The sequence below is a fragment of the Rhizobium freirei PRF 81 genome, assembly GCF_000359745.1.
GTDB classification, from domain to species: Bacteria; Pseudomonadota; Alphaproteobacteria; order Rhizobiales; family Rhizobiaceae; genus Rhizobium; species Rhizobium freirei.
In genome coordinates this window covers 129,315-147,619 of the sequence record NZ_AQHN01000013.1, presented here as the reverse complement: position 1 = coordinate 147,619, position 18,305 = coordinate 129,315, and the positions used below count along the sequence as shown (strand labels likewise).

The following is an 18,305-nucleotide window of genomic DNA, read 5'->3' as shown; positions in this document are numbered from 1 at the left end:
TCCGATCGTCGCTGCGGCTTCCCGCAAGCGACCTCCACTAGAACCGGACTGACGAGCGGGAGCTTGAGCTTTTGTTGATTTTGCCGCCATCAGCGCTTATGGTTCATTATTTGAACCACAGCTTCAAATATAGACTTGCAAACATTCCCGGCCTCTGTCAAGTTATTTCGCATGTTAAGTATCTTGGGTCGCTGCTATCGTGCCGCGGCGCAGGGTCAGCGAGCTGATTTGACGCAAGCCCCGGCTGAACGCACAAAACAAACGCTGACCAACCCAAGAGGAGGAACGATGAGCACGATCGGAAAGGCGCTTTCATTGCTGGATACCCTGTCAAGGCTGGACAAGGAGGCGGGTCTTACCGACATCGCCAACCTGTGTGCGCTCGACAAGGCAACGGCGCGACGCTTTCTGATCGAGCTGGAGAAACACGGCTTCGTCGAGCAGGATCCGGATACGCGGCGATACCGGATCGGGTCTGCGCCAGTCCGCCTTGCGCGGATTCGCGAAGCGCGCTTTCCGTTTCTACGGGTCGCCATCCCCTTCATACAGGCGCTTGCCGGATCGTCGATGGAGACCGTGCATCTTTCCGAGTTTTCCGGCGGACAGCTTTCCACCATTCATGTGGAAGACTCGTCCTGGGCGCACCGTATCATCATCGAGGTCGGCAGTGTCCTGCCCTTCCATGCCACCGCATCCGGCCTCGCTTTCCTCGCCTTCTGCCCGCAGGCGGAAATAGAAGACTTTCTCAGGAAGCCGCTCGAGAAATACACCGACCACACTGTCGTCGATCCCCAGCTGATCCGAGACATGCTCGACGAGACTGCCGCGCGCGGCTTCTCGATCAGCCATCAGGGGCTCGAAGCCGGCGTCATCAGTACCGCGGCGCCCGTATGCGGGCCTAATGGCCGCCCCATCGGCTGCGTGGCCGTCGCCGCCCCGCTCTCGCGCACGACGAAGGCGGCGATTCATGAGTTCGGCATCCAGGCCGTCGCGACCGCTAAAGCAATTTCAGAAAAATACTACGGGTTGGAAAAACCCACGGGAACCAATGCAAGATCAGGAGGACAGATTAATGAGCCCCACGGCTCCCTCACCCAGAATTCTCGTCATCGGAACAGGTGATACCAAAAGCGACGAACTGCAATTCATGGCATCGGTTATCGAGGAAGCCGGCGGCAAGCCGGTCATGGTCGATGTCAGCATCCTCGGCGATCCGCCTTACGTCCCGGATTACTCCAGACATGACATCGCAAAAGCCGCCGGGACCACGATCGAGGCGATCGCCGAAAGCGGCGATGAAAACAGCGCCATGGCCGGCATGGCAAAGGGTGCCGCGGCACTGACGAAACGTCTCTACGATGACGGGCTGATGGACGGGGTCATCGTCCTCGGCGGCTCCATGGGGACCGATCTGGCGCTCGACGTCGCAGCCATCCTGCCGCTTGGCGTGCCGAAATTCGTGGTTTCGACCATCGCCTATTCTCATCTCATCCCACCCGAGCGCATCGCTCCCGACCTGATGATGATCCTCTGGGCCGGTGGTCTCTACGGACTGAACAGCATCTGCAGCTCGGTCCTGTCGCAAGCCTGCGGCGCCGTCGTCGGGGCAGCCAAGCATGGAACCAAATCCGATCGCAAGCGGCCGCTTATCGGCATGACCTCGCTCGGCTCGTCCTGCCTGAAATATATGAAGTACCTGCGGCCGGAGCTTGAGAAACGCGGCTATGACATTGCCGTGTTCCACTCAACCGGCATGGGCGGACGCGCTTACGAAGCCATCGCTTCGCAAGGGGGCTTTGCCGCCGTCTTCGACTTCTGCATACAGGAAGTCAGCAATCATCACTATGACACTGTCGTCACTTCGGGACCCGACCGGCTCGAAAATGCCGGACGCGCCGGCATTCCGCAGATCGTCGCACCCGGCGCCGTCGACATGGTCGATCTTCAGGCGTGGCGGCCCCTGCCCGAAATCTTCGCCGAGCGTCCCTATCATGCGCATAACCGGCTGATCGGATCGGTGACGACATCGCCCGAAGGACGGCGGGAAGTCGCCCAGCTGATCGGGCGCAAGCTTGCGCACGCAGATGCGAAGGTCGCGTTCCTGCTCCCGACCGAAGGCATCCAGGAATGGGACAAGCCGGGCGAGCCGCTGCACGATCCGGAGGGGCTTGCCGCCTTCGTGGAAGAGATGCGTCGCGCCGTGCCGCCCTCCGTCGCCCTGCAAGAGGTCGACGCCCACATCAATTCTCCCGCCTTTTCAGCCGCGGCTCTCGCCGTCTTCGACCGGTGGGTCGCGGAAGGCGTCATTCCGGAAGGACGGCCATGACATCAGAACGCGCTCTTATCCTCGATTTCGGCGGCGTAGTTACCCGCACGCTGTTCGAGACGCACGACGTCACCGAGCGCACGCTCGGCCTTCCCAAGGGGTCGCTGACCTGGCTCGGGCCGTTCGTTGCCAGCACCGATCCGCTTTGGGTGTCGATGCAGAACCGCGAGATCACCGAACGCGACTATTGGCTGACGCGGACAAGCGAAGTCGGCAAGATGGTCGGCGAGACCTGGACCGACATGCAGACCTTCGTGCGCCGGGCGCGCGGCGCCGAGCCCGAACTCGTGCTGCGTCCGGAAGCCCGCGACGCCATCCTGCGGGTCAAGGAAGCCGGCCTCAAGCTGGCGATCCTGTCGAATGAACTGGACCTTTTCTATGGCGTCGAGTTCCGCGAGCGTTTCCCACTGATCGACCTCTTCGACGTCATCGTCGATGCCAGCTACACGAAGATTCTCAAGCCCGATCCCCGCGCCTACGAGCTCGTTCTTGCCGAACTCGACCTGCCGCGCGAGGCCTGCGTCTTCGTCGACGACCAGAAGAAAAACATCGAGGGCGCCGAAGCCGTCAACCTGCCTCACGTGCATTTCGACGTAACCCGTCCTGCCGAAAGCTATGCCCAAGCACTTGCCATGCTGGGGCTCTGAACCAAGAGGAATTTGATATGCGTGAAACCAATTTCATCATCGAAAACAACGCCCGCCACCTGTGGCACCCGATGGCTCATCCGGCCGAAATGCAGGCGCATCCGCCGCGCATAGTCAATGCCGGCGAAGGCGTCGAGATCGTCGATATCCAGGGCAAGAAGGTGCTCGATGCCGTCGGCGGCCTGTGGAACGTCAACCTCGGCTATTCCTGCGAGCCGGTGAAGAAGGCGATCCGCGACCAGCTCGACGAGCTGCCTTACTATTCGACCTTCCGCGGCACGACCAACTCGCCGCTGATCGAACTCTCCTATGAGCTTGCTGAGTGGTTCAAGCCGGATGGGCTGAGCCGGTCCTTCTTTACCTCGGGCGGCTCGGATTCGGTCGAGACCTGCCTGCGACTGGCGCGCCAGTACCACAAGGTCAACGGCCAGCCCGAGCGCACCAAATTCGTTGCGCTGAAGAAGGGCTATCACGGCACGCATTTCGGCGGCGCCTCCGTCAACGGCAACCAGAACTTCCGTCGCAACTACGAGCCGCTGCTTCCCGGCGTCATCCACCTGCCCGCGCCCTTCCCCTATCGCAACCCGTTCAACACCACCGACGGCGCGGAAATCGCGGCCGCGATCGGCAGGCTGTTCGAGGATGAAATCGCCTTCCAGGGTGCCGATACCATCGCGGCCCTGATCGTCGAGCCCGTGCTGGGCGCCGGCGGCGTCATCGTTCCGCACGAAACTTTCCTGCCGCTGATGCGCGAAATCTGCGACCGCCATGGCATCCTGCTGATCGCCGATGAGGTCATCACGGCATTCGGCCGCACCGGCGCCTGGACCGGATCGCGCCTTTGGGGCGTCAAGCCGGACATGATGTCGACGGCCAAGGCGATCACCAACGGCTATTTCCCCTTCGGCGCCGTGATGATCTCCGACAAGGTCGCCGAAGTTTTCGAAAGCAACAGGAACTCCGTCGGCAATATCGGCCATGGCTACACCTATTCCGGCCATCCGGTCGGTGCCGCAGCAGCGCTCGCGACACTGAAGGAAACCAAGCGGCTTGACGTCGCTGCCAATGCCGCCGCCCGCGGCGAAGAACTTATGGCCGGCCTGCAGGCGCTGCAGAACAAACATGAACTGATCGGCGACGTGCGCGGCAAGGGCCTGATGTGCGCCCTCGAACTCGTCAGCGACCGTGTGAAGAAGAGCGCGGCCGCCAAGGACGTGGTTCAGAAAGTCCATGACGCCACTTACGATGCCGGCGTGATGGTCCGCACCTCCGGTGCCAATGTCATCATGTCGCCGCCGCTGATCGTGACGGCTGCGAATGTTCAGACCATCCTCACTGCGCTCGACGCAGGTCTCACCGCCGCGAGGACCTGATCATGTCGGACAACGCAGCTCTTATCGCACGACGCGAGCGGCTTCTGGGCCGCAACATGTCGCTCTTCTATGAGGATCCGGTCCATCTGGTGCGCGGCGAAGGCGTCTGGCTCTGGGACGCCGACGGGAAAAAGTACCTCGACTGCTACAACAACGTGCCGCATGTCGGCCATTGCCATCCGCGCGTGGTCGAGGCCATCACGCGCCAGGCCTCGACGCTGAACACGCACACGCGCTATCTGCACGAGGGCATCCTCGACTATGTTGAGCGGCTGACGGCGACTTTCGACAAGAGCCTCGACGCGGCGATCCTGACCTGCACGGGCAGCGAAGCCAACGATGTGGCGTTGCGCATGGCACAGGCCGTCACCGGCAAGACCGGCGTCATCGCCACCAACCACACCTACCATGGCAATACGACCGCCGTGTCGCAATTGTCGACGCGCATGCCGCCGGTCGGCGGCTTCGGCGGCCATGTCCGGCATGTGCCGGCGCCCGACAGCTATCGGCCGCTCGGCGGCGAAGGCGGAGACGCCTTTGCCACGGCTTTCGCAGCGGAAGTCGAGAAGGCGATTGCGTCACTGCAGGATAGCCCGCATGGCTTTTCCGCTATCATCATCGACCCGTTCTTTGCCAATGAAGGCTTCCCGGATCTGCCGCCCGGTTTTTTGGACAAGACGGTTGCAGCGGTTCGCAAGGCCGGCGGCCTCGTCATCACGGATGAGGTGCAGCCCGGCTTCGGCCGTACCGGCTCGCATATGTGGGGCCATCAACATGCCGGCATCGTTCCCGATATCGTCACGCTGGGCAAACCGATGGCCAACGGCCATCCGGTCGGCGGCGTCGTTGCCAATGCCGATACGGTGAATGCCTTTCGCAAGGCGTTCCGTTATTTCAACACCTTCGGCGGCAATCCGGTCTCCTGCGCGGCCGCGATGGCCGTGCTCGACGTCATCGAAGATGAAAACCTCATCGAGAACGCCCGTAAGGTTGGCGAATACGCGCGCGCTGCCTTCCAGAAGCTTGCGCAAAAGCATTCGATCATCGGCGACGTGCGCGGGAGCGGCCTCTTCATGGGGACGGAATTCGTACTCGACCGCGCGACCAAGGAACCCGCGCCAGCGCAGGCAACGCGAATCGTCAATGAAATGCGCGAGCGCGGCGTGCTGATGGGCAAGATCGGCATTCATCAATGTGCGACGAAAATCCGCCCGCCCATGCCCTTCTCGATAGAGAACGCCGATTTCATGTTGTCGATTTTCGACGACGTGCTGTCCGGCTTGTGAGGCTGATATGGCTGACGATTTGCCGCCCGCAATCCGGGATGCCCTGCAGAAGCGCGCGCTGGAGGCGCTCGACCATTGGCCGGTTCAGGCTCATGAACCGGTGCTGATGAAATATCGAGAGAATGCAGTCTTTCGCATCACGCTCCACGACGGACAATATGCCGCGCTCCGGCTGCACCGTCCGGGCTATCACGACGAAACGAGCCTGCGCTCGGAACTGCACATGATGGCCGCGCTCCGGCTCGGCGAGCTCAACGTGCCGAGCCCTGTTCCCACAAGCGACAGGCAAAGCCTCGTTCGGCTCCCGGCCAACCGGCAATTTTCCGAGCAGCATGCCGACGTCGTCAGCTGGATCGACGGTTCACCGCTCGGCCAGAGCGGCACGCCGCTCGCGCAGTCAGCAGAAAAGCAGGCGGAGATATTCTCCTGCGTTGGTCGCTCGATAGCGACTATGCACAATCTTGCCGATGCCTGGGCTCCGCCGGAGCGGTTTCGCCGCCCGGCTTGGGATGTCGAAGGCCTCATTGGCGAAAAGCCTTTGTGGGGGCGCTTCTGGGATTGCCCAGGTCTCTCGCAGAGCGACGCCGAAGCGCTGACGGCATTGCGGGGCCAATTGCGCCAAGCGCTTGCAAAGGTGCAGGCATTAGGCCTCGACTATGGCCTGATCCATGCCGATCTCGTGCGCGAGAACATCTTTCTCACGGACAACGAAAGCGACGTCGCCTTCATCGATTTCGACGACGCGGGCTATGGTTTCCGTCTTTTCGATCTTGCAACGGCCTTGCTGAAGAATCGCAACGAACCCGCCTATCCGGACATCGAGAAGGCGCTGATTTCAGGCTATCGAAGCCAGCGTGAGCTTTCCGACGCAACGCTCGAACTCCTGCCGCTCTTCATGGTTCTGCGCAGCCTGACTTATATCGGATGGCTCGCCGAGCGGCCCGAAATTCCGAACGCCGCCTCGCGCCTGGCACGCTACGTCAGCGAAAGTCTGGAGATGGCAAGAAAGCTCGACTCCATCGCTTGACTTCTCTCGGAAATTTATTAACTTGTTAAGTAATTAAGGGATCGGGAGAACTTGATGCCACATCTCGCCATCGAGTATTCGGCCAATCTGGAAGGCCGCGCCGATATCGGCGTGCTTTGCGAACGGCTGCTGAAGACCGTGCTGGAAACCGGTCTTTTCGAAATCGGGGCAGTACGTGTTCGTGCCTTTCGCGCCGATCACTATGCAATCGCGGACAAGCTGCCCGAAAATGCCTTCGTCGATCTGAATTTCCGCATCGGCAAGGGTCGCACGGCTGACGAAAAGAAGCGCACCGGCGAAGCGATCTTTGCGGCAGCGACCGAGGTTCTAAGCCCCCTCTTCGAGACGCCGCATTTCGCGCTGTCGCTGGAAATTCGCGAGATCGATGCGGACCTCAGCTGGAAGAAGAACGCCATCCATCCGCGGCTTCGCGGCAAGTGACCACGCCCGCTCGACGGGACGAGACAACATCAGGGAAATAGACGATGTCCAAATTGCAGGAAAACATCGCAAAGGCCGAAAGCTTTCTGGCCCGCTTCAAAGAACGCGGCGTTCTCAACCGCATCAACGGCGAGGATGTTCCTGCCGACGACGGTTCGACCTTCGAGACCATTTCACCGGTCGATCTGAAGCCGCTTGCCACCGTTGCCCGCGGCAAGGCTGCCGATATCGATCGCGCCGCAAAAGCCGCAAAAGCAGCCTTTGCCGAATGGGCTGCCATGCCGGGTGACGCCCGCAAGAAGCTTCTGCACAAGATTGCCGATGCGATCGTGGCCCGCGCTGAAGAGATCGCCTTCGTCGAGTGCATGGATACCGGACAGTCGCTGAAATTCATGGCCAAGGCTGCACTGCGCGGCGCCGAGAACTTCCGCTTCTTTGCCGATCGCGCGCCGGAAGCCCGTGACGGCAAGGCGATCCGCGCCGAAGGCCAGGTGAACCTGACGACGCGCGTTCCGATCGGCCCGGTCGGGATCATCACGCCCTGGAACACCCCCTTCATGCTGTCGACCTGGAAGATCGCGCCGGCACTGGCTGCCGGCTGCACCATCGTCCACAAGCCCGCCGAATTCTCGCCGCTGACCGCCCGTCTGCTGGTGGAAATTGCCGAGGAAGCCGGCCTGCCGAAGGGCGTTTGGAACCTCGTCAACGGCTTCGGCGAGGATGCCGGCCGCGCGCTGACGGAGCATCCCTTGATCAAGGCCATCGGCTTCGTCGGCGAAAGCCGCACCGGCTCGATGATCATGAAGCAGGGCGCCGACACGCTGAAGCGGGTGCATTTCGAGCTCGGCGGCAAGAACCCGGTCATCGTCTTTGCCGATGCCGATCTGGAGCGCGCCGCCGATGCCGCCGTCTTCATGATCTATTCTCTGAACGGCGAGCGCTGCACCTCCTCCTCGCGCCTGCTGGTCGAGGAAAGCGTCTACGACGAGTTCACCGCGATCGTTGCCGAGAAGGCCAAGCGCATCAAGGTCGGGCATCCGCTGGATCCGGAAACGGTCGTTGGCCCGCTTGTTCATCCGGTGCATGAAAAGAAGGTGCTGGAATATATCCAGATCGGCAGGTCGGAGGGCGCGACCCTTGCAGCCGGCGGCGAGAAATTGAACGGCCCTGGCGGCGGTTGCTATGTCTCCCCGACTCTGTTTACCGGCGCCAACAACAAGATGCGCATCGCCCAGGAGGAAATCTTCGGGCCGGTGCTGACCGCCATCCCCTTCAAGGATGAAGCCGATGCGCTCGCGCTTGCCAACGATGTCCAGTACGGCCTGACGGGCTATCTCTGGACCTCCGACGTCACCCGCGCCTTCCGTTTCACCGATCATCTCGAAGCCGGCATGATCTGGGTGAATTCGGAAAATGTGCGCCACCTGCCGACCCCCTTCGGTGGGGTCAAGAATTCCGGCATCGGCCGCGACGGCGGCGACTGGTCCTTCGATTTCTACATGGAAACCAAGAACGTCGCCTTCGCCACCAAGCCGCACGCCATCCAGAAACTCGGCGGCTGAGCCGCCAATACGCATAAAGAGGAGGAACCCATGCCCCTGCCGAAACCCAATCTCTATCCGCCCTTCAACATCGTGCGCCTCAGCCATGTCGAATTCGGCGTCACCGATCTTGCCAAGTCGCGCGCCTTCTATGTCGATACGCTCGGCCTGCAGGTGACGGACGAGACCGCGGATACGATCTATCTCCGGGCAATGGAGGAGCGCGGCCATCACTGCATCGTGCTCAAGAAATCCGATAAGGCGGAAGCCCGCGACCTCGGCTTCAAGGTCTTCGGCGACGAGGATCTCGACAAGGCAGCGCATTTCTTCAAGGGCAAGGACCTGCCGGTCGAATGGATCGAGCGCCCCTACCAGGCGCGGACCTTCCGCACCCGCGATCCGCACGGCATCCCCCTTGAATTCTATTCGAAGATGGACCGCCTGCCGCCGATCCATCAGAAATACGCCCTCTACAAAGGCGTGAAGCCGCTGCGCATCGACCATTTCAACTGCTTCTCGACCAATGTCGACGAGAGCGTCGCCTTCTATAACGAACTCGGCTTCCGCGTCACGGAGTACACTGAGGACGAAGAAACCGGCCGTCTCTGGGCTGCCTGGACCCACCGCAAGGGCGGCGTCCACGATATCGCCTTCACCAATGGCCGCGGCCCGCGTCTGCACCACACCGCCTTCTGGGTGCCGACACCGCTCAACATCATCGACCTGCTCGATCTGATGGCGACCACCGGCTGGGTCGGCAACATCGAGCGCGGTCCGGGACGCCACGGCATCTCCAACGCCTTCTTCCTCTATATCCTCGATCCCGACGGCCACCGCATCGAGATCTACTGCTCGGACTATCAGACGGTCGATCCCGATCTGGAGCCGATCAAGTGGGACCTCAAGGATCCGCAGCGCCAGACACTTTGGGGCGCGCCGGCTCCCAAATCCTGGTTCGAACATGGTAGCCTGTTCGCCGGCGCGGAAGTGGCGGAGCCCGACCTGAAGGCACAGCCGATTATCGCGCCCTAAGCGTTACCCTTGAGAGCGGGCGAAAGCGCCGCTCTTTTCAACGTTATCCAGGCGAGGAGATAGTCATGAAATTGAAGGACGCAACTTTGTTCCGTCAGGCCGCGTTGGTCGGCGGCGAGTGGATCGAAGCCGATCCCGCCAACGCGATCAAGGTCGACAACCCGGCAAACGGCGAGATCATCGGCCTCGTTCCCAATCTGGGCGCTGCCGAGACGAAGACAGCGATTGCCGCCGCCGAGGCTGCCCAGAAAGAATGGGCCGCCCGCACTGCCAAGGAACGCTCAGGCATTCTGCGGCGCTGGTTCGAGCTGATGATGGAAAACCAGGATGATCTCGGACGCATCCTGACGGCCGAACAGGGTAAGCCCCTGCCCGAAGCCAAGGGCGAGATTGCCTATGGCGCAAGCTTCATCGAGTGGTTTGCCGAAGAAGGCCGTCGCGTTTATGGCGACATCATCCCCGGCCACCAGAAGGATAAGCGCATCCTTGTCATGAAGCAGCCGATCGGCGTCGTGGCGGCGATCACTCCCTGGAATTTCCCGAATGCCATGATCACCCGCAAGGCCGGCCCGGCCTTCGCCGCTGGCTGCGCAATGGTGCTGAAGCCTGCCTCGCAGACGCCGTTCTCGGCAATCGCGCTTGCAGTCCTTGCCGAGCGTGCCGGCCTGCCCAAGGGTCTGTTCAGCGTGCTGACCGGCTCGGCCCGCGCCATCGGCGGCGAGATGACCGCAAGCCCGGTCGTGCGCAAGCTCACTTTCACTGGCTCGACGGAAGTCGGCACCGAACTCTACAAGCAGAGCGCACCGACCATCAAGAAACTTGGCTTGGAACTCGGAGGCAATGCGCCCTTCATCGTATTCGATGATGCCGATCTCGATGCGGCTGTCGAAGGCGCCCTGATCGCCAAGTTCCGCAACAACGGCCAAACCTGCGTCTGCGCCAACCGCCTCTACGTCCAGGACGGCGTTTACGACGCCTTTGCCGAAAAGCTTGCCAAGGCTGTCGGCTCGCTGAAGACCGGCAACGGCTTCGATGAAGGCATCAACCTCGGGCCGCTGATCGATGAAGCGGCTCTCAACAAGGTCGAAGAGCATGTCGCCGACGCCCTTTCCAAGGGCGGCCGTATCGTTGCCGGCGGCCATCGCCATCAGCTCGGCGGACGTTTCTATGAAGCGACGGTGCTCGCCGATGTCACGCCATCCATGGCCGTTGCCAAGGAAGAGACCTTCGGGCCGGTGGCCCCCCTCTTCCGCTTCAAGGATGAGGCCGATGTCATCGCCCAGGCCAACGACACCGAGTTTGGTCTTGCCTCCTATTTCTATGCCAAGGACCTCGCTCGAGTCTTCCGGGTCGCCGAAGCCCTGGAGTACGGCATGGTCGGCGTCAATACCGGCCTGATCTCGACGGCGGAAGCCCCGTTCGGCGGCGTCAAGCTCTCCGGCCTCGGCCGCGAGGGTTCGCGCTACGGCATCGAGGAATTCACCGAAATCAAATATGTCTGCCTCGGCGGCGTCGTCTGAGGTCAAGAGAAGGCCATGAAAGCATGACCCATCCAAGATTCCTGTCCTTTTCGAGAAACGGCCGCCCTGGCTACGGGCTTGCGGTCGACGGCGGTGTCGTCGACCTCTCCGCCCGCCATGGCGCGACTTGGCCGACGCTGCGTGAGGTGATCGAGGCCGGTCGCCTCGTTCAGCTCGCGGAAGAAGCCAAGACGTTGAAGCCGGATTTCGCACTCGACGACATCCGCTTCGAGATTCCCATTCCGTCGCCGGAAAAGATCATTTGCGTCGGGGTCAATTTCCCCGACCGCAACGAGGAGTACAAGGATGGGCAGGCGGCCCCTTCCAACCCCTCTCTTTTCATCCGCTTTCCCCGCTCGTTCACCGGGCATGACCAGCCGCTGATCCGGCCGCCGGAAAGCCCGCAGCTCGACTACGAAGGCGAGATCGTTATCGTCATCGGCAAGGCCGGCCGACGGATTTCCGAAGCCGACGCCTTCTCGCATATCGCGGCTCTTTCGCTTTGCAACGAAGGCACGATCCGCGACTGGGTGCGGCATGCGAAGTTCAACGTCACCCAGGGCAAGAACTTCGACAATACCGGCTCGATCGGCCCCTGGCTGATCCCCTTCACCAATGCCGCCCAGCTCGACGACATCGAGCTCAAGACCCGCGTCAACGGTGAGGTACGCCAGAGCGACCGCACCAGTCGGATGATCTTCTCCTTCCGCAAGATCATCAACTACATCTCCACCTTCACCACGCTCGTCCCCGGCGACGTCATCGTCACAGGCACGCCGACCGGCGCCGGCGCCCGCTTCGATCCGCCGATCTGGCTGAAGCCCGGCGATGTCGTCGAAGTCGAGGCAGACGGCCTCGGCATCTTGAAAAACACCATCGCCGACGAGGTGCGCTGATGCTGTCGCATGATGAAATCCAGGCCGCGGCCGAAAGCCTCGATCAGGCCGAGCGGACACGCGTCCAGACCGGATTGCTCTCGCTCAAGTACCCGCAGATGACCATGGACGATTCCTATGCCGTCCAGAGTGCCTGGGTGAAGAAGAAGATCGCAGCCGGCCGCAAACCGATCGGCTGGAAGATCGGGCTGACGTCGAAGGCGATGCAATATGCCCTCAACATCAACATCCCGGATTCCGGCGTGCTCTTCGACGACATGATCTTCGAAGACGGCGCGACCGTGCCGGCCGACCGCTTCATTCAGCCGCGCATCGAGGCCGAGATCGCCTTCGTCATGAAGGCGCCGCTCAAGGGACCAAACGTCTCGATCTTCGATGTGCTGAACGCCACCGACTACGTGACGCCTGCCCTTGAGATCCTGGATACCCGTATCCTCCGGGTCGATCCGGAGACGAAGAAGGCACGCACTATCGTCGATACCATTTCCGACAATGCCGCCAATGCCGGCATCGTCACCGGCGGCCGCGCCGTGCGGCCCGATGAGATCGACATGCGCTGGATGGGCGCGATCGTCAGCCGCAATGCCGAAGTCGAGGAAACAGGCCTTGGCGCCGGCGTGCTCAACCAGCCCGCACGCGGCATCGCCTGGCTTGCCAATCGGCTGTCTCAGTATGGTGATGGCATCGAAGCCGGCCAGATCGTTCTTGCCGGTTCGTTCATCCGTCCGATCGAGGCACGGCACGGCGATACGATCACTGCCGATTTCGGTCCTTACGGATCGGTCAGCCTGTTCTTTGCATGAAGGAGTAAGACATGCCTGCGCCCAGGAACCTCTTTAAACAGGCATTGAAGGAAGGGCGGGCGCAGATCGGCCTCTGGCAGGCCCTTGCCAATGCCTACACGGTCGAAATCTCGGCCGGCGCCGGTTACGATTGGCTCCTGCTCGACGCCGAGCATGCGCCGAACGACGTGCCGCTCCTCGTCTCGCAACTGCAGGCGATGAAGGGCACGGCGAGCCACGCGATCATCCGTCCGCCGATCGGCGAGACCTGGATCATCAAGCAGATGCTCGATATCGGCGCTCAGACGCTGCTGATCCCGATGGTCGACAGCAAGGAAACGGCCGAGACTATGGTCAAGGCGGTCAGATATCCGCCGCATGGCGTGCGTGGCGTCGGTGCGGCCCTTGCCCGCGCCTCCGCCTTCAATCGCATCCCCGACTATCTGCCGACGGCCAATGACGAGATCTGCCTGCTCCTGCAGGTGGAAAGCCGAGCGGGACTTGAAGCGCTCGACGCCATTGCCTCGACGGATGGCGTCGACGGCGTCTTCATCGGCCCTGCCGATCTTGCAGCCGACATGGGCTATCTCGGCAAGCCGGGCGCGCCGGAAGTGCAGGCCGAGGTCGAGAAGGCGCTTGCGAAAATTCAGGCACATGGCAAGGCGGCGGGCATTCTGATCGGCGATCTTTCGCTGGCCAAGCGCTATCTCGAGCTTGGAGCTACCTTTGTCGCGATCGGCAACGACGTCACGCTTCTCGCCAATGCCACCACCAAGCTCCTGGACGATTTCAAGAAGGCTGAAGCCGCCAAGCCGCCGGCTGACGCGAAGGTTTACTGATCTTCACGGACGCCTCTCGCAGACCAGCGGGAGGCGTCTGCCAATCACACGGTGGAGGAGCCATGTGATCGGATGCGTTGTGCACGCTCAGTCAAAACGGACTGCACAGCTGGACGCGACGCCTGCGAACGCATCAGCCATGATGATCCAGAAATCCAAGAGGAGGAAATATGCGTTTCACGAACAAGACGGCTCTGATTACCGGTGGCGGTACAGGCATCGGCGCAGCGGTCGCCCGCCGCATCCGCCAGGAAGGCGGCAATGTCGCGCTCGTCGGGCGGCGTCCCGAGCCGCTTAGAAGCGTTGCCGAAGAGATCGGCGCAACTATCGTTGCAGCCGATGCTGCCGATGGCGCCGCGATGAAGGCTGCCGTGGAAAAAGTCGTCGAGACCCATGGCGGGCTCGATATCCTGATCGCCAATGCCGGCGGCCATGGTGTCGGACCGACGGTCAGCATGTCGGATGAGACATGGGACCTCGCCGTTCGTCTCAACCTCAACACCGCTTTCGTCAGCGCGCGCGAATCCCTGCCCCATCTCATCAAGAACAAGGGCAACATCGTCGTTCTCGCCTCGATCGCCGGGCTCTTTGCCGGGCCGGATGCCGCAGGCTACGTCACCATGAAGCACGGCTGCATCGGCCTTGCGAAATCGCTGGCGCGCGACTACGGCCGCAAGGGCGTGCGCACCAACACTGTCTGCCCCGGCTGGGTGACGACCGCCATGGCAGACGAACAGATGGAATTCATCGTCGAGAAGTACAAGCTGAACAACATCGAGGAAGCCTATGCGCTCGTCACCAAGGACGTACCGCTCGGCCAGCCGGCAACCGCCGAAGACGTCGCCAATGCCGTCTGCTTCCTCGCTTCGGGAGAAGCTTCGATGATCAACGGCGCGGTCCTGACCGTCGACGGCGGTGCCGGCACCGTCGATCTACCGACACTAGCCTTTGTGGAATAAGGGGGAATGCAGATGAACCAGAATCCAAAGGATTGGAAAACCTACGATCAATTCGCCTACGGTATCGACACGAACCGGCTGCCGGCGACGGATGCCCTTGCCGGCTCGTCGCACAAAGTCGCCTTCGACGACGGCCGCAAGCTGGAGCTTGCTTTCGGCAAGGAAGAGGTCAAGTGGTCGGACGGCAAGGATAGCGCCACGGATAAGGCCGAAGTCATCGAAGTCGCGCCGAACACCTATTTCGTCGAGATCGTCTTTGCCGGACGTTCCAAGGAAGCGGAAACGCTGATCCTCAACGTTGAGACGCGCCGGGCCCTGTCGATCTATTCGATCGTTCGCGAACTGAAAGATTCCGTCGGCGAGCCGCAGGTGGCGCAGATCTTCCGGCCCGGCATCATCGAGGGCGGCGGCGTCAGCGGCCAGGCGCCGGCGGAAAGCCGCGACCTGATCGGGCTTAGAGCACACTTCACCTACAGCCCCAACCACGTCTACGAGCACACGTACCTGTCTTCGCAGCGCTATGCCTGGCAATGCCTCGTCGGCGTGCAGCGAGGCCATGGCGACGTCGACCTGACCACGACCTACAAGTTCGACGACAACCTCTATATCTTCACCTTCCGCGAATTCAAGATCGCGGTCGCATCAACATTCTTCTACAATTTCAACGACATGCGTTCGACCGGCAAGTTCCTGGGCATCACCGGCGACGGACGTATCCAGAACAGCCCGGCCGGCGCTTTCATCCGCAAGGCCTCGATGACCTATTACCTGCCCGGCCAGGAACCAGTGTGAAGGACAGCACGATGCGAACGGCTTTCGAAATTGTAAAGGCGCATTACGACGCCAATCTCCGCCGCGACATGGATGGCATGCTTGCCGACATCGCGCCCGATTGCCGCTGGACCGAGATGGACGGCTTCCCCTGCGTCGGCACCTATGTCGGTCCGCAGGAAATCTTCAAGAACGTCTTTCTGGCGCTCGGACAGCTCTTTGACGGATACACCTTCACGCTCGAACGGCTCCTCGACGCCGGCAACGACGTGGTCGCCATCGGCGAATATACCGGCACCAGCAAGCAGACGGGCAAGCCGTTCAAGGCTCGCGTCGTGCACGTCTGGGGCGTGGCGCAGGATAAGATCCGCCGGTTCGAACAGTTCACCGATACGCTTCGGGTGGCAGAATCGATGCGTTGATCGGTCGAGGCGGTCGGACCCGAAATCCGGCCGCCTTTTTATACCGCCGCGGCCCGACGCCATTGCGAGGGAGAAACACCGAAGCGATTGCGAAAGGCTCGGGAAAAATGCGCACTTGATGAAAAGCCGAGCGCAAAAGCGATTTCGGATATTTCGCCGGCATAGCCTCCGGCATCTCGCAACTGCGCGGCAGCTTTCTGCAGACGTAAATTCCAGATATAGTCCGAAGGCGTCAGGCATTCGACCTCGAATGCCCGATAGACATAGCGCACCGAGCAGCCCATGCGGCGCGCGATCATTGTGATGGTCAGGTCCGGCCGCTCGACATTGCTTTCGATAAACTCCTTGATCCGCTGCAGCAGCAAATCCAATGGGTTGGCAACCGGTCTTGCCGGCTGCGGATCTGCGCCGATCACAGTGCGAACGAGATCGATCATGGTCTGGCCGATGCCAGCGCGTCTTGCCTCATCGAGATGGCCGATCTCATGCATGGTCGATTCCATCAAAGACAACAGGATGCGGCACATGCCGTCCTGCTCTGCATGAGCTGTAAAAGGTGTCGCCAGCCGCTCGATGGCGCTGTGCGAGAGTGCATGCCGCGGCAATTGCAGCAGAAGCTGCCGCACGGATGTGCTGTTGGTCAGCACGTAGGGTCGACGTGGGTCATAGATGACAAGGGCGTCGGTTTGGACCGGCGCATGCTGCCCGCCCTGCATCAGCGAGGCGGCTCCCTCCGTCTGCAGGATCAGCTTGATCGCGTCCGGATCGTCCGGTCGCGCCGTGACGCGCTCGCCGAAAACGACATGCCGATCGGCCTCCAGCCGCGTCAGCCGGCATGCGCCAAGCATCGCCGACACCATGCGGCTCTTGTTCTCGTCGGCGGCACCGAAATCAAGACGGACGTTGCCGAAGAGATTGCGCGCGAGACCGGCAAAGTCCCGCCCACCGGCGATCTCGACATGACGTTGAAGCGCTGCAGCCATCCTAGAAGCCCTCAAGATGTGAGATATCCGCCATCAACCGGCAGGCAGGCCCCGGTGACATAACGCGCCGCGTCCGATGTAAGGAATATGATCGCATCGGCGATTTCCTCAGCAGCACCCCATCGGCCAGCCGGAATACGCTGGAGAATGGGTCCGGAAGCAGTCTCGTCTGCGAAAAGCGCGCGGCTGAGCGGCGTGACGATCCAGCCCGGCGCAACCGCGTTGACGCGAATTCCGGCCTGCGCATATTCCTGCGCCAGCGACTTCGTAAGCTGCACGATCGCGCCCTTGCTGGCCGCATAAGCCGGACGGTCGGCTGCGCCGAAGGTGGAATACATCGAAGCGATGTTGACCATCGCCGACCCTGCGTGCATGCGCGGACGCGCCAGCCGGCAGCAATCCATCACCGAAGTCAGGTTGATCGTCATCACCTCGTCGAACACGGCTTTCGACCATTCGCTGCGGTCGCGGCTGACGCCCGTGCAATTGACCAGGACATCGATGGTTTCGACGGATGCGAAGAAGGCTTCCAGCGCCCCCGGTACGAGCACATCGACTTCATGGTTTTCGATCCCCGGCACTGCAGGCGCCTTGGACGCGCCGAGACCGCAGCTCAGGACACAGGCGCCAAGCGCGGCAAAGCCTTGGGCGCTGGCAGCACCTATGCCCGATGTGCCGCCGGTAACGACGACCGTTCGTCCGGCAAAGAGATCCGCAGAAAACGTCATGGCAATTCCCTTCTATCAACTGGCAAGGTAGGCGCCATGGAGAATGTCCGGCTGCGCCTTCAAGGTCGCGGCCGAGCCGTCGAAGACGAGACGACCCCGCTCAAGGACAAGGGCCTGATCGGCAAGATCGAGGGCAAGGTTGGCGAACTGCTCGATCAGAAGAACGCCGATGCCGCCGGCCGCAGCGATCTTCAGCGCTTCGGCCAGCCGCTTGACGACACCAGGCGCCAGGCCAAGAGAGAGCTCGTCGACGATCATGAAGCGAGGCTTGGCAACAAAAGCCTGCGCCATCGCCACCATCTGCTTCTGGCCACCGGACAGGTCCGATGCCGATTGACGGCGGCGTTCGGCAAGTTCGGGGAATATTTCGTAGGCGCGCTCAAGCCCCCGCCTGCGGGCGTTGGCTGACGGATCGAGGGCGGCCACGAGGATATTATCCTCGACGGAGAGCTGCCCCAGCACGCGATGACCTTCCGGAACGAGCGCGAGGCCTGCGCGGCGAATGCGATCGGGCGCAAATCCATCAAGCGCGCGGCCATCCAGACGCACCGAGCCGCCGCGCGGCAAGACGCCAGCCATGGCCATGACCGTACTCGATTTCCCGGCGCCGTTGGCGCCGAGCAACGTCGTTATCCTGCCCGCTGTGACCGAGAAGGAGACGTCATGAATGACCCGCTTGCCGCCGCGCTCGACGATGAGATTTTCAACACGGACTTCTGATGCCCCGGCCAT

19 protein-coding genes are annotated in these 18,305 nt (G+C 61.7%); 16 read left to right on the top strand and 3 right to left on the bottom strand.

The window, feature by feature from the left end:
- Positions 1-288 precede the first annotated feature (288 nt).
- The 16 genes from RHSP_RS06270 (at position 289) to RHSP_RS06195 (ending at position 15,862) form a co-directional block, all read left to right on the top strand.
- Positions 289-1,122 carry an IclR family transcriptional regulator gene (locus RHSP_RS06270; RefSeq protein WP_051074047.1) on the top strand — a complete coding sequence of 278 codons (834 nt, stop codon included), beginning with the start codon at positions 289-291 and terminating at the stop codon, positions 1,120-1,122.
- Entirely contained in the window at positions 1,073-2,326 is a 1,254-nt protein-coding gene (locus RHSP_RS06265; protein ID WP_037149983.1) for a Tm-1-like ATP-binding domain-containing protein, read from the top strand. Before RHSP_RS06270 ends, RHSP_RS06265 begins: the two co-directional genes overlap by 50 nt.
- Entirely contained in the window at positions 2,323-2,973 is a 651-nt protein-coding gene (locus tag RHSP_RS06260) for an HAD-IA family hydrolase (RefSeq protein WP_004110724.1), read from the top strand. Before RHSP_RS06265 ends, RHSP_RS06260 begins: the two co-directional genes overlap by 4 nt.
- Before the next feature lie 17 nt (positions 2,974-2,990).
- On the top strand, positions 2,991-4,346 hold the full coding sequence (locus tag RHSP_RS06255; RefSeq protein ID WP_004110722.1) for an aspartate aminotransferase family protein: 1,356 nt from the start codon (positions 2,991-2,993) through the stop codon (positions 4,344-4,346).
- 2 nt (positions 4,347-4,348) lie between these two features.
- On the top strand, positions 4,349-5,632 hold the full coding sequence (locus RHSP_RS06250) for an aspartate aminotransferase family protein (RefSeq protein WP_004110720.1): 1,284 nt from the start codon (positions 4,349-4,351) through the stop codon (positions 5,630-5,632).
- Positions 5,633-5,639: 7 nt separating this feature from the next.
- Positions 5,640-6,659, top strand: a complete 1,020-nt coding sequence (locus RHSP_RS06245; protein ID WP_004110717.1) for a homoserine kinase — start codon at positions 5,640-5,642, stop codon at positions 6,657-6,659.
- A gap of 54 nt (positions 6,660-6,713) precedes the next feature.
- Complete coding sequence (locus tag RHSP_RS06240; protein ID WP_004110716.1) at positions 6,714-7,100, top strand: 5-carboxymethyl-2-hydroxymuconate Delta-isomerase; 387 nt, start codon at positions 6,714-6,716, stop codon at positions 7,098-7,100.
- A 44-nt stretch (positions 7,101-7,144) separates the two neighbouring features.
- Positions 7,145-8,662 (top strand): 5-carboxymethyl-2-hydroxymuconate semialdehyde dehydrogenase, encoded by a 1,518-nt coding sequence (gene hpaE / locus RHSP_RS06235; protein WP_037149980.1) that lies wholly within the window; start codon positions 7,145-7,147, stop codon positions 8,660-8,662.
- A gap of 30 nt (positions 8,663-8,692) precedes the next feature.
- On the top strand, positions 8,693-9,673 hold the full coding sequence (gene hpaD / locus RHSP_RS06230; RefSeq protein WP_037149978.1) for a 3,4-dihydroxyphenylacetate 2,3-dioxygenase: 981 nt from the start codon (positions 8,693-8,695) through the stop codon (positions 9,671-9,673).
- Positions 9,674-9,738: 65 nt separating this feature from the next.
- The gene (gene gabD / locus RHSP_RS06225) at positions 9,739-11,193 is read left to right on the top strand and encodes an NADP-dependent succinate-semialdehyde dehydrogenase (protein WP_004110713.1); all 1,455 of its coding nucleotides are present in this window, start codon (positions 9,739-9,741) and stop codon (positions 11,191-11,193) included.
- A 23-nt stretch (positions 11,194-11,216) separates the two neighbouring features.
- On the top strand, positions 11,217-12,089 hold the full coding sequence (locus RHSP_RS06220) for a fumarylacetoacetate hydrolase family protein (RefSeq protein WP_004110711.1): 873 nt from the start codon (positions 11,217-11,219) through the stop codon (positions 12,087-12,089).
- Positions 12,089-12,892: a 2-oxo-hept-4-ene-1,7-dioate hydratase gene (hpaH, locus tag RHSP_RS06215; RefSeq protein ID WP_004110707.1), complete on the top strand. Its 804-nt coding sequence runs from the start codon at positions 12,089-12,091 to the stop codon at positions 12,890-12,892. Before RHSP_RS06220 ends, hpaH begins: the two co-directional genes overlap by 1 nt.
- 11 nt (positions 12,893-12,903) lie before the next feature.
- A complete protein-coding gene (gene hpaI / locus RHSP_RS06210) occupies positions 12,904-13,710 on the top strand; it encodes a 4-hydroxy-2-oxoheptanedioate aldolase (RefSeq protein WP_004110704.1) in 807 nt (268 codons plus the stop codon).
- Positions 13,711-13,880: 170 nt separating this feature from the next.
- Positions 13,881-14,669 carry an SDR family NAD(P)-dependent oxidoreductase gene (locus RHSP_RS06205; RefSeq protein ID WP_004110701.1) on the top strand — a complete coding sequence of 263 codons (789 nt, stop codon included), beginning with the start codon at positions 13,881-13,883 and terminating at the stop codon, positions 14,667-14,669.
- A 12-nt stretch (positions 14,670-14,681) separates the two neighbouring features.
- Positions 14,682-15,461 carry a MoaF C-terminal domain-containing protein gene (locus RHSP_RS06200; RefSeq protein ID WP_004110698.1) on the top strand — a complete coding sequence of 260 codons (780 nt, stop codon included), beginning with the start codon at positions 14,682-14,684 and terminating at the stop codon, positions 15,459-15,461.
- Positions 15,462-15,472: 11 nt separating this feature from the next.
- Positions 15,473-15,862, top strand: coding sequence for a nuclear transport factor 2 family protein (locus RHSP_RS06195; RefSeq protein ID WP_004110696.1), 390 nt, complete (start codon positions 15,473-15,475; stop codon positions 15,860-15,862).
- Between the two features lie 38 nt (positions 15,863-15,900).
- Here RHSP_RS06195 and RHSP_RS06190 read toward each other — a convergent pair whose 3' ends face one another.
- From RHSP_RS06190 to RHSP_RS06180, 3 genes are read right to left on the bottom strand one after another with little or no spacing between them, the layout of a single operon-like run.
- Positions 15,901-16,845, bottom strand: a complete 945-nt coding sequence (locus tag RHSP_RS06190) for an AraC-like ligand-binding domain-containing protein (RefSeq protein WP_004110693.1) — start codon at positions 16,843-16,845, stop codon at positions 15,901-15,903.
- Positions 16,846-16,856: 11 nt separating this feature from the next.
- A complete protein-coding gene (locus RHSP_RS06185) occupies positions 16,857-17,573 on the bottom strand; it encodes an SDR family NAD(P)-dependent oxidoreductase (protein ID WP_037149974.1) in 717 nt (238 codons plus the stop codon).
- 15 nt (positions 17,574-17,588) lie between these two features.
- Entirely contained in the window at positions 17,589-18,305 is a 717-nt protein-coding gene (locus RHSP_RS06180) for an ABC transporter ATP-binding protein (RefSeq protein ID WP_037149971.1), read from the bottom strand.

Bases quoted from the DNA above. Each gene is read 5' to 3' on its own strand.
- RHSP_RS06270 (WP_051074047.1), top strand. From the start codon at position 289: ATGAGCACGATCGGAAAGGCGCTTTCATTGCTGGATACCCTGTCAAGG.
- RHSP_RS06265 (WP_037149983.1), top strand. From the start codon at position 1,073: ATGAGCCCCACGGCTCCCTCACCCAGAATTCTCGTCATCGGAACAGGT.
- RHSP_RS06260 (WP_004110724.1), top strand. From the start codon at position 2,323: ATGACATCAGAACGCGCTCTTATCCTCGATTTCGGCGGCGTAGTTACC.
- RHSP_RS06255 (WP_004110722.1), top strand. From the start codon at position 2,991: ATGCGTGAAACCAATTTCATCATCGAAAACAACGCCCGCCACCTGTGG.
- RHSP_RS06250 (WP_004110720.1), top strand. From the start codon at position 4,349: ATGTCGGACAACGCAGCTCTTATCGCACGACGCGAGCGGCTTCTGGGC.
- RHSP_RS06245 (WP_004110717.1), top strand. From the start codon at position 5,640: ATGGCTGACGATTTGCCGCCCGCAATCCGGGATGCCCTGCAGAAGCGC.
- RHSP_RS06240 (WP_004110716.1), top strand. From the start codon at position 6,714: ATGCCACATCTCGCCATCGAGTATTCGGCCAATCTGGAAGGCCGCGCC.
- hpaE (WP_037149980.1), top strand. From the start codon at position 7,145: ATGTCCAAATTGCAGGAAAACATCGCAAAGGCCGAAAGCTTTCTGGCC.
- hpaD (WP_037149978.1), top strand. From the start codon at position 8,693: ATGCCCCTGCCGAAACCCAATCTCTATCCGCCCTTCAACATCGTGCGC.
- gabD (WP_004110713.1), top strand. From the start codon at position 9,739: ATGAAATTGAAGGACGCAACTTTGTTCCGTCAGGCCGCGTTGGTCGGC.
- RHSP_RS06220 (WP_004110711.1), top strand. From the start codon at position 11,217: ATGACCCATCCAAGATTCCTGTCCTTTTCGAGAAACGGCCGCCCTGGC.
- hpaH (WP_004110707.1), top strand. From the start codon at position 12,089: ATGCTGTCGCATGATGAAATCCAGGCCGCGGCCGAAAGCCTCGATCAG.
- hpaI (WP_004110704.1), top strand. From the start codon at position 12,904: ATGCCTGCGCCCAGGAACCTCTTTAAACAGGCATTGAAGGAAGGGCGG.
- RHSP_RS06205 (WP_004110701.1), top strand. From the start codon at position 13,881: ATGCGTTTCACGAACAAGACGGCTCTGATTACCGGTGGCGGTACAGGC.
- RHSP_RS06200 (WP_004110698.1), top strand. From the start codon at position 14,682: ATGAACCAGAATCCAAAGGATTGGAAAACCTACGATCAATTCGCCTAC.
- RHSP_RS06195 (WP_004110696.1), top strand. From the start codon at position 15,473: ATGCGAACGGCTTTCGAAATTGTAAAGGCGCATTACGACGCCAATCTC.
- RHSP_RS06190 (WP_004110693.1), bottom strand. From the start codon at position 16,845: ATGGCTGCAGCGCTTCAACGTCATGTCGAGATCGCCGGTGGGCGGGAC.
- RHSP_RS06185 (WP_037149974.1), bottom strand. From the start codon at position 17,573: ATGACGTTTTCTGCGGATCTCTTTGCCGGACGAACGGTCGTCGTTACC.
- RHSP_RS06180 (WP_037149971.1), bottom strand. From the start codon at position 18,305: ATGGCCGGGGCATCAGAAGTCCGTGTTGAAAATCTCATCGTCGAGCGC.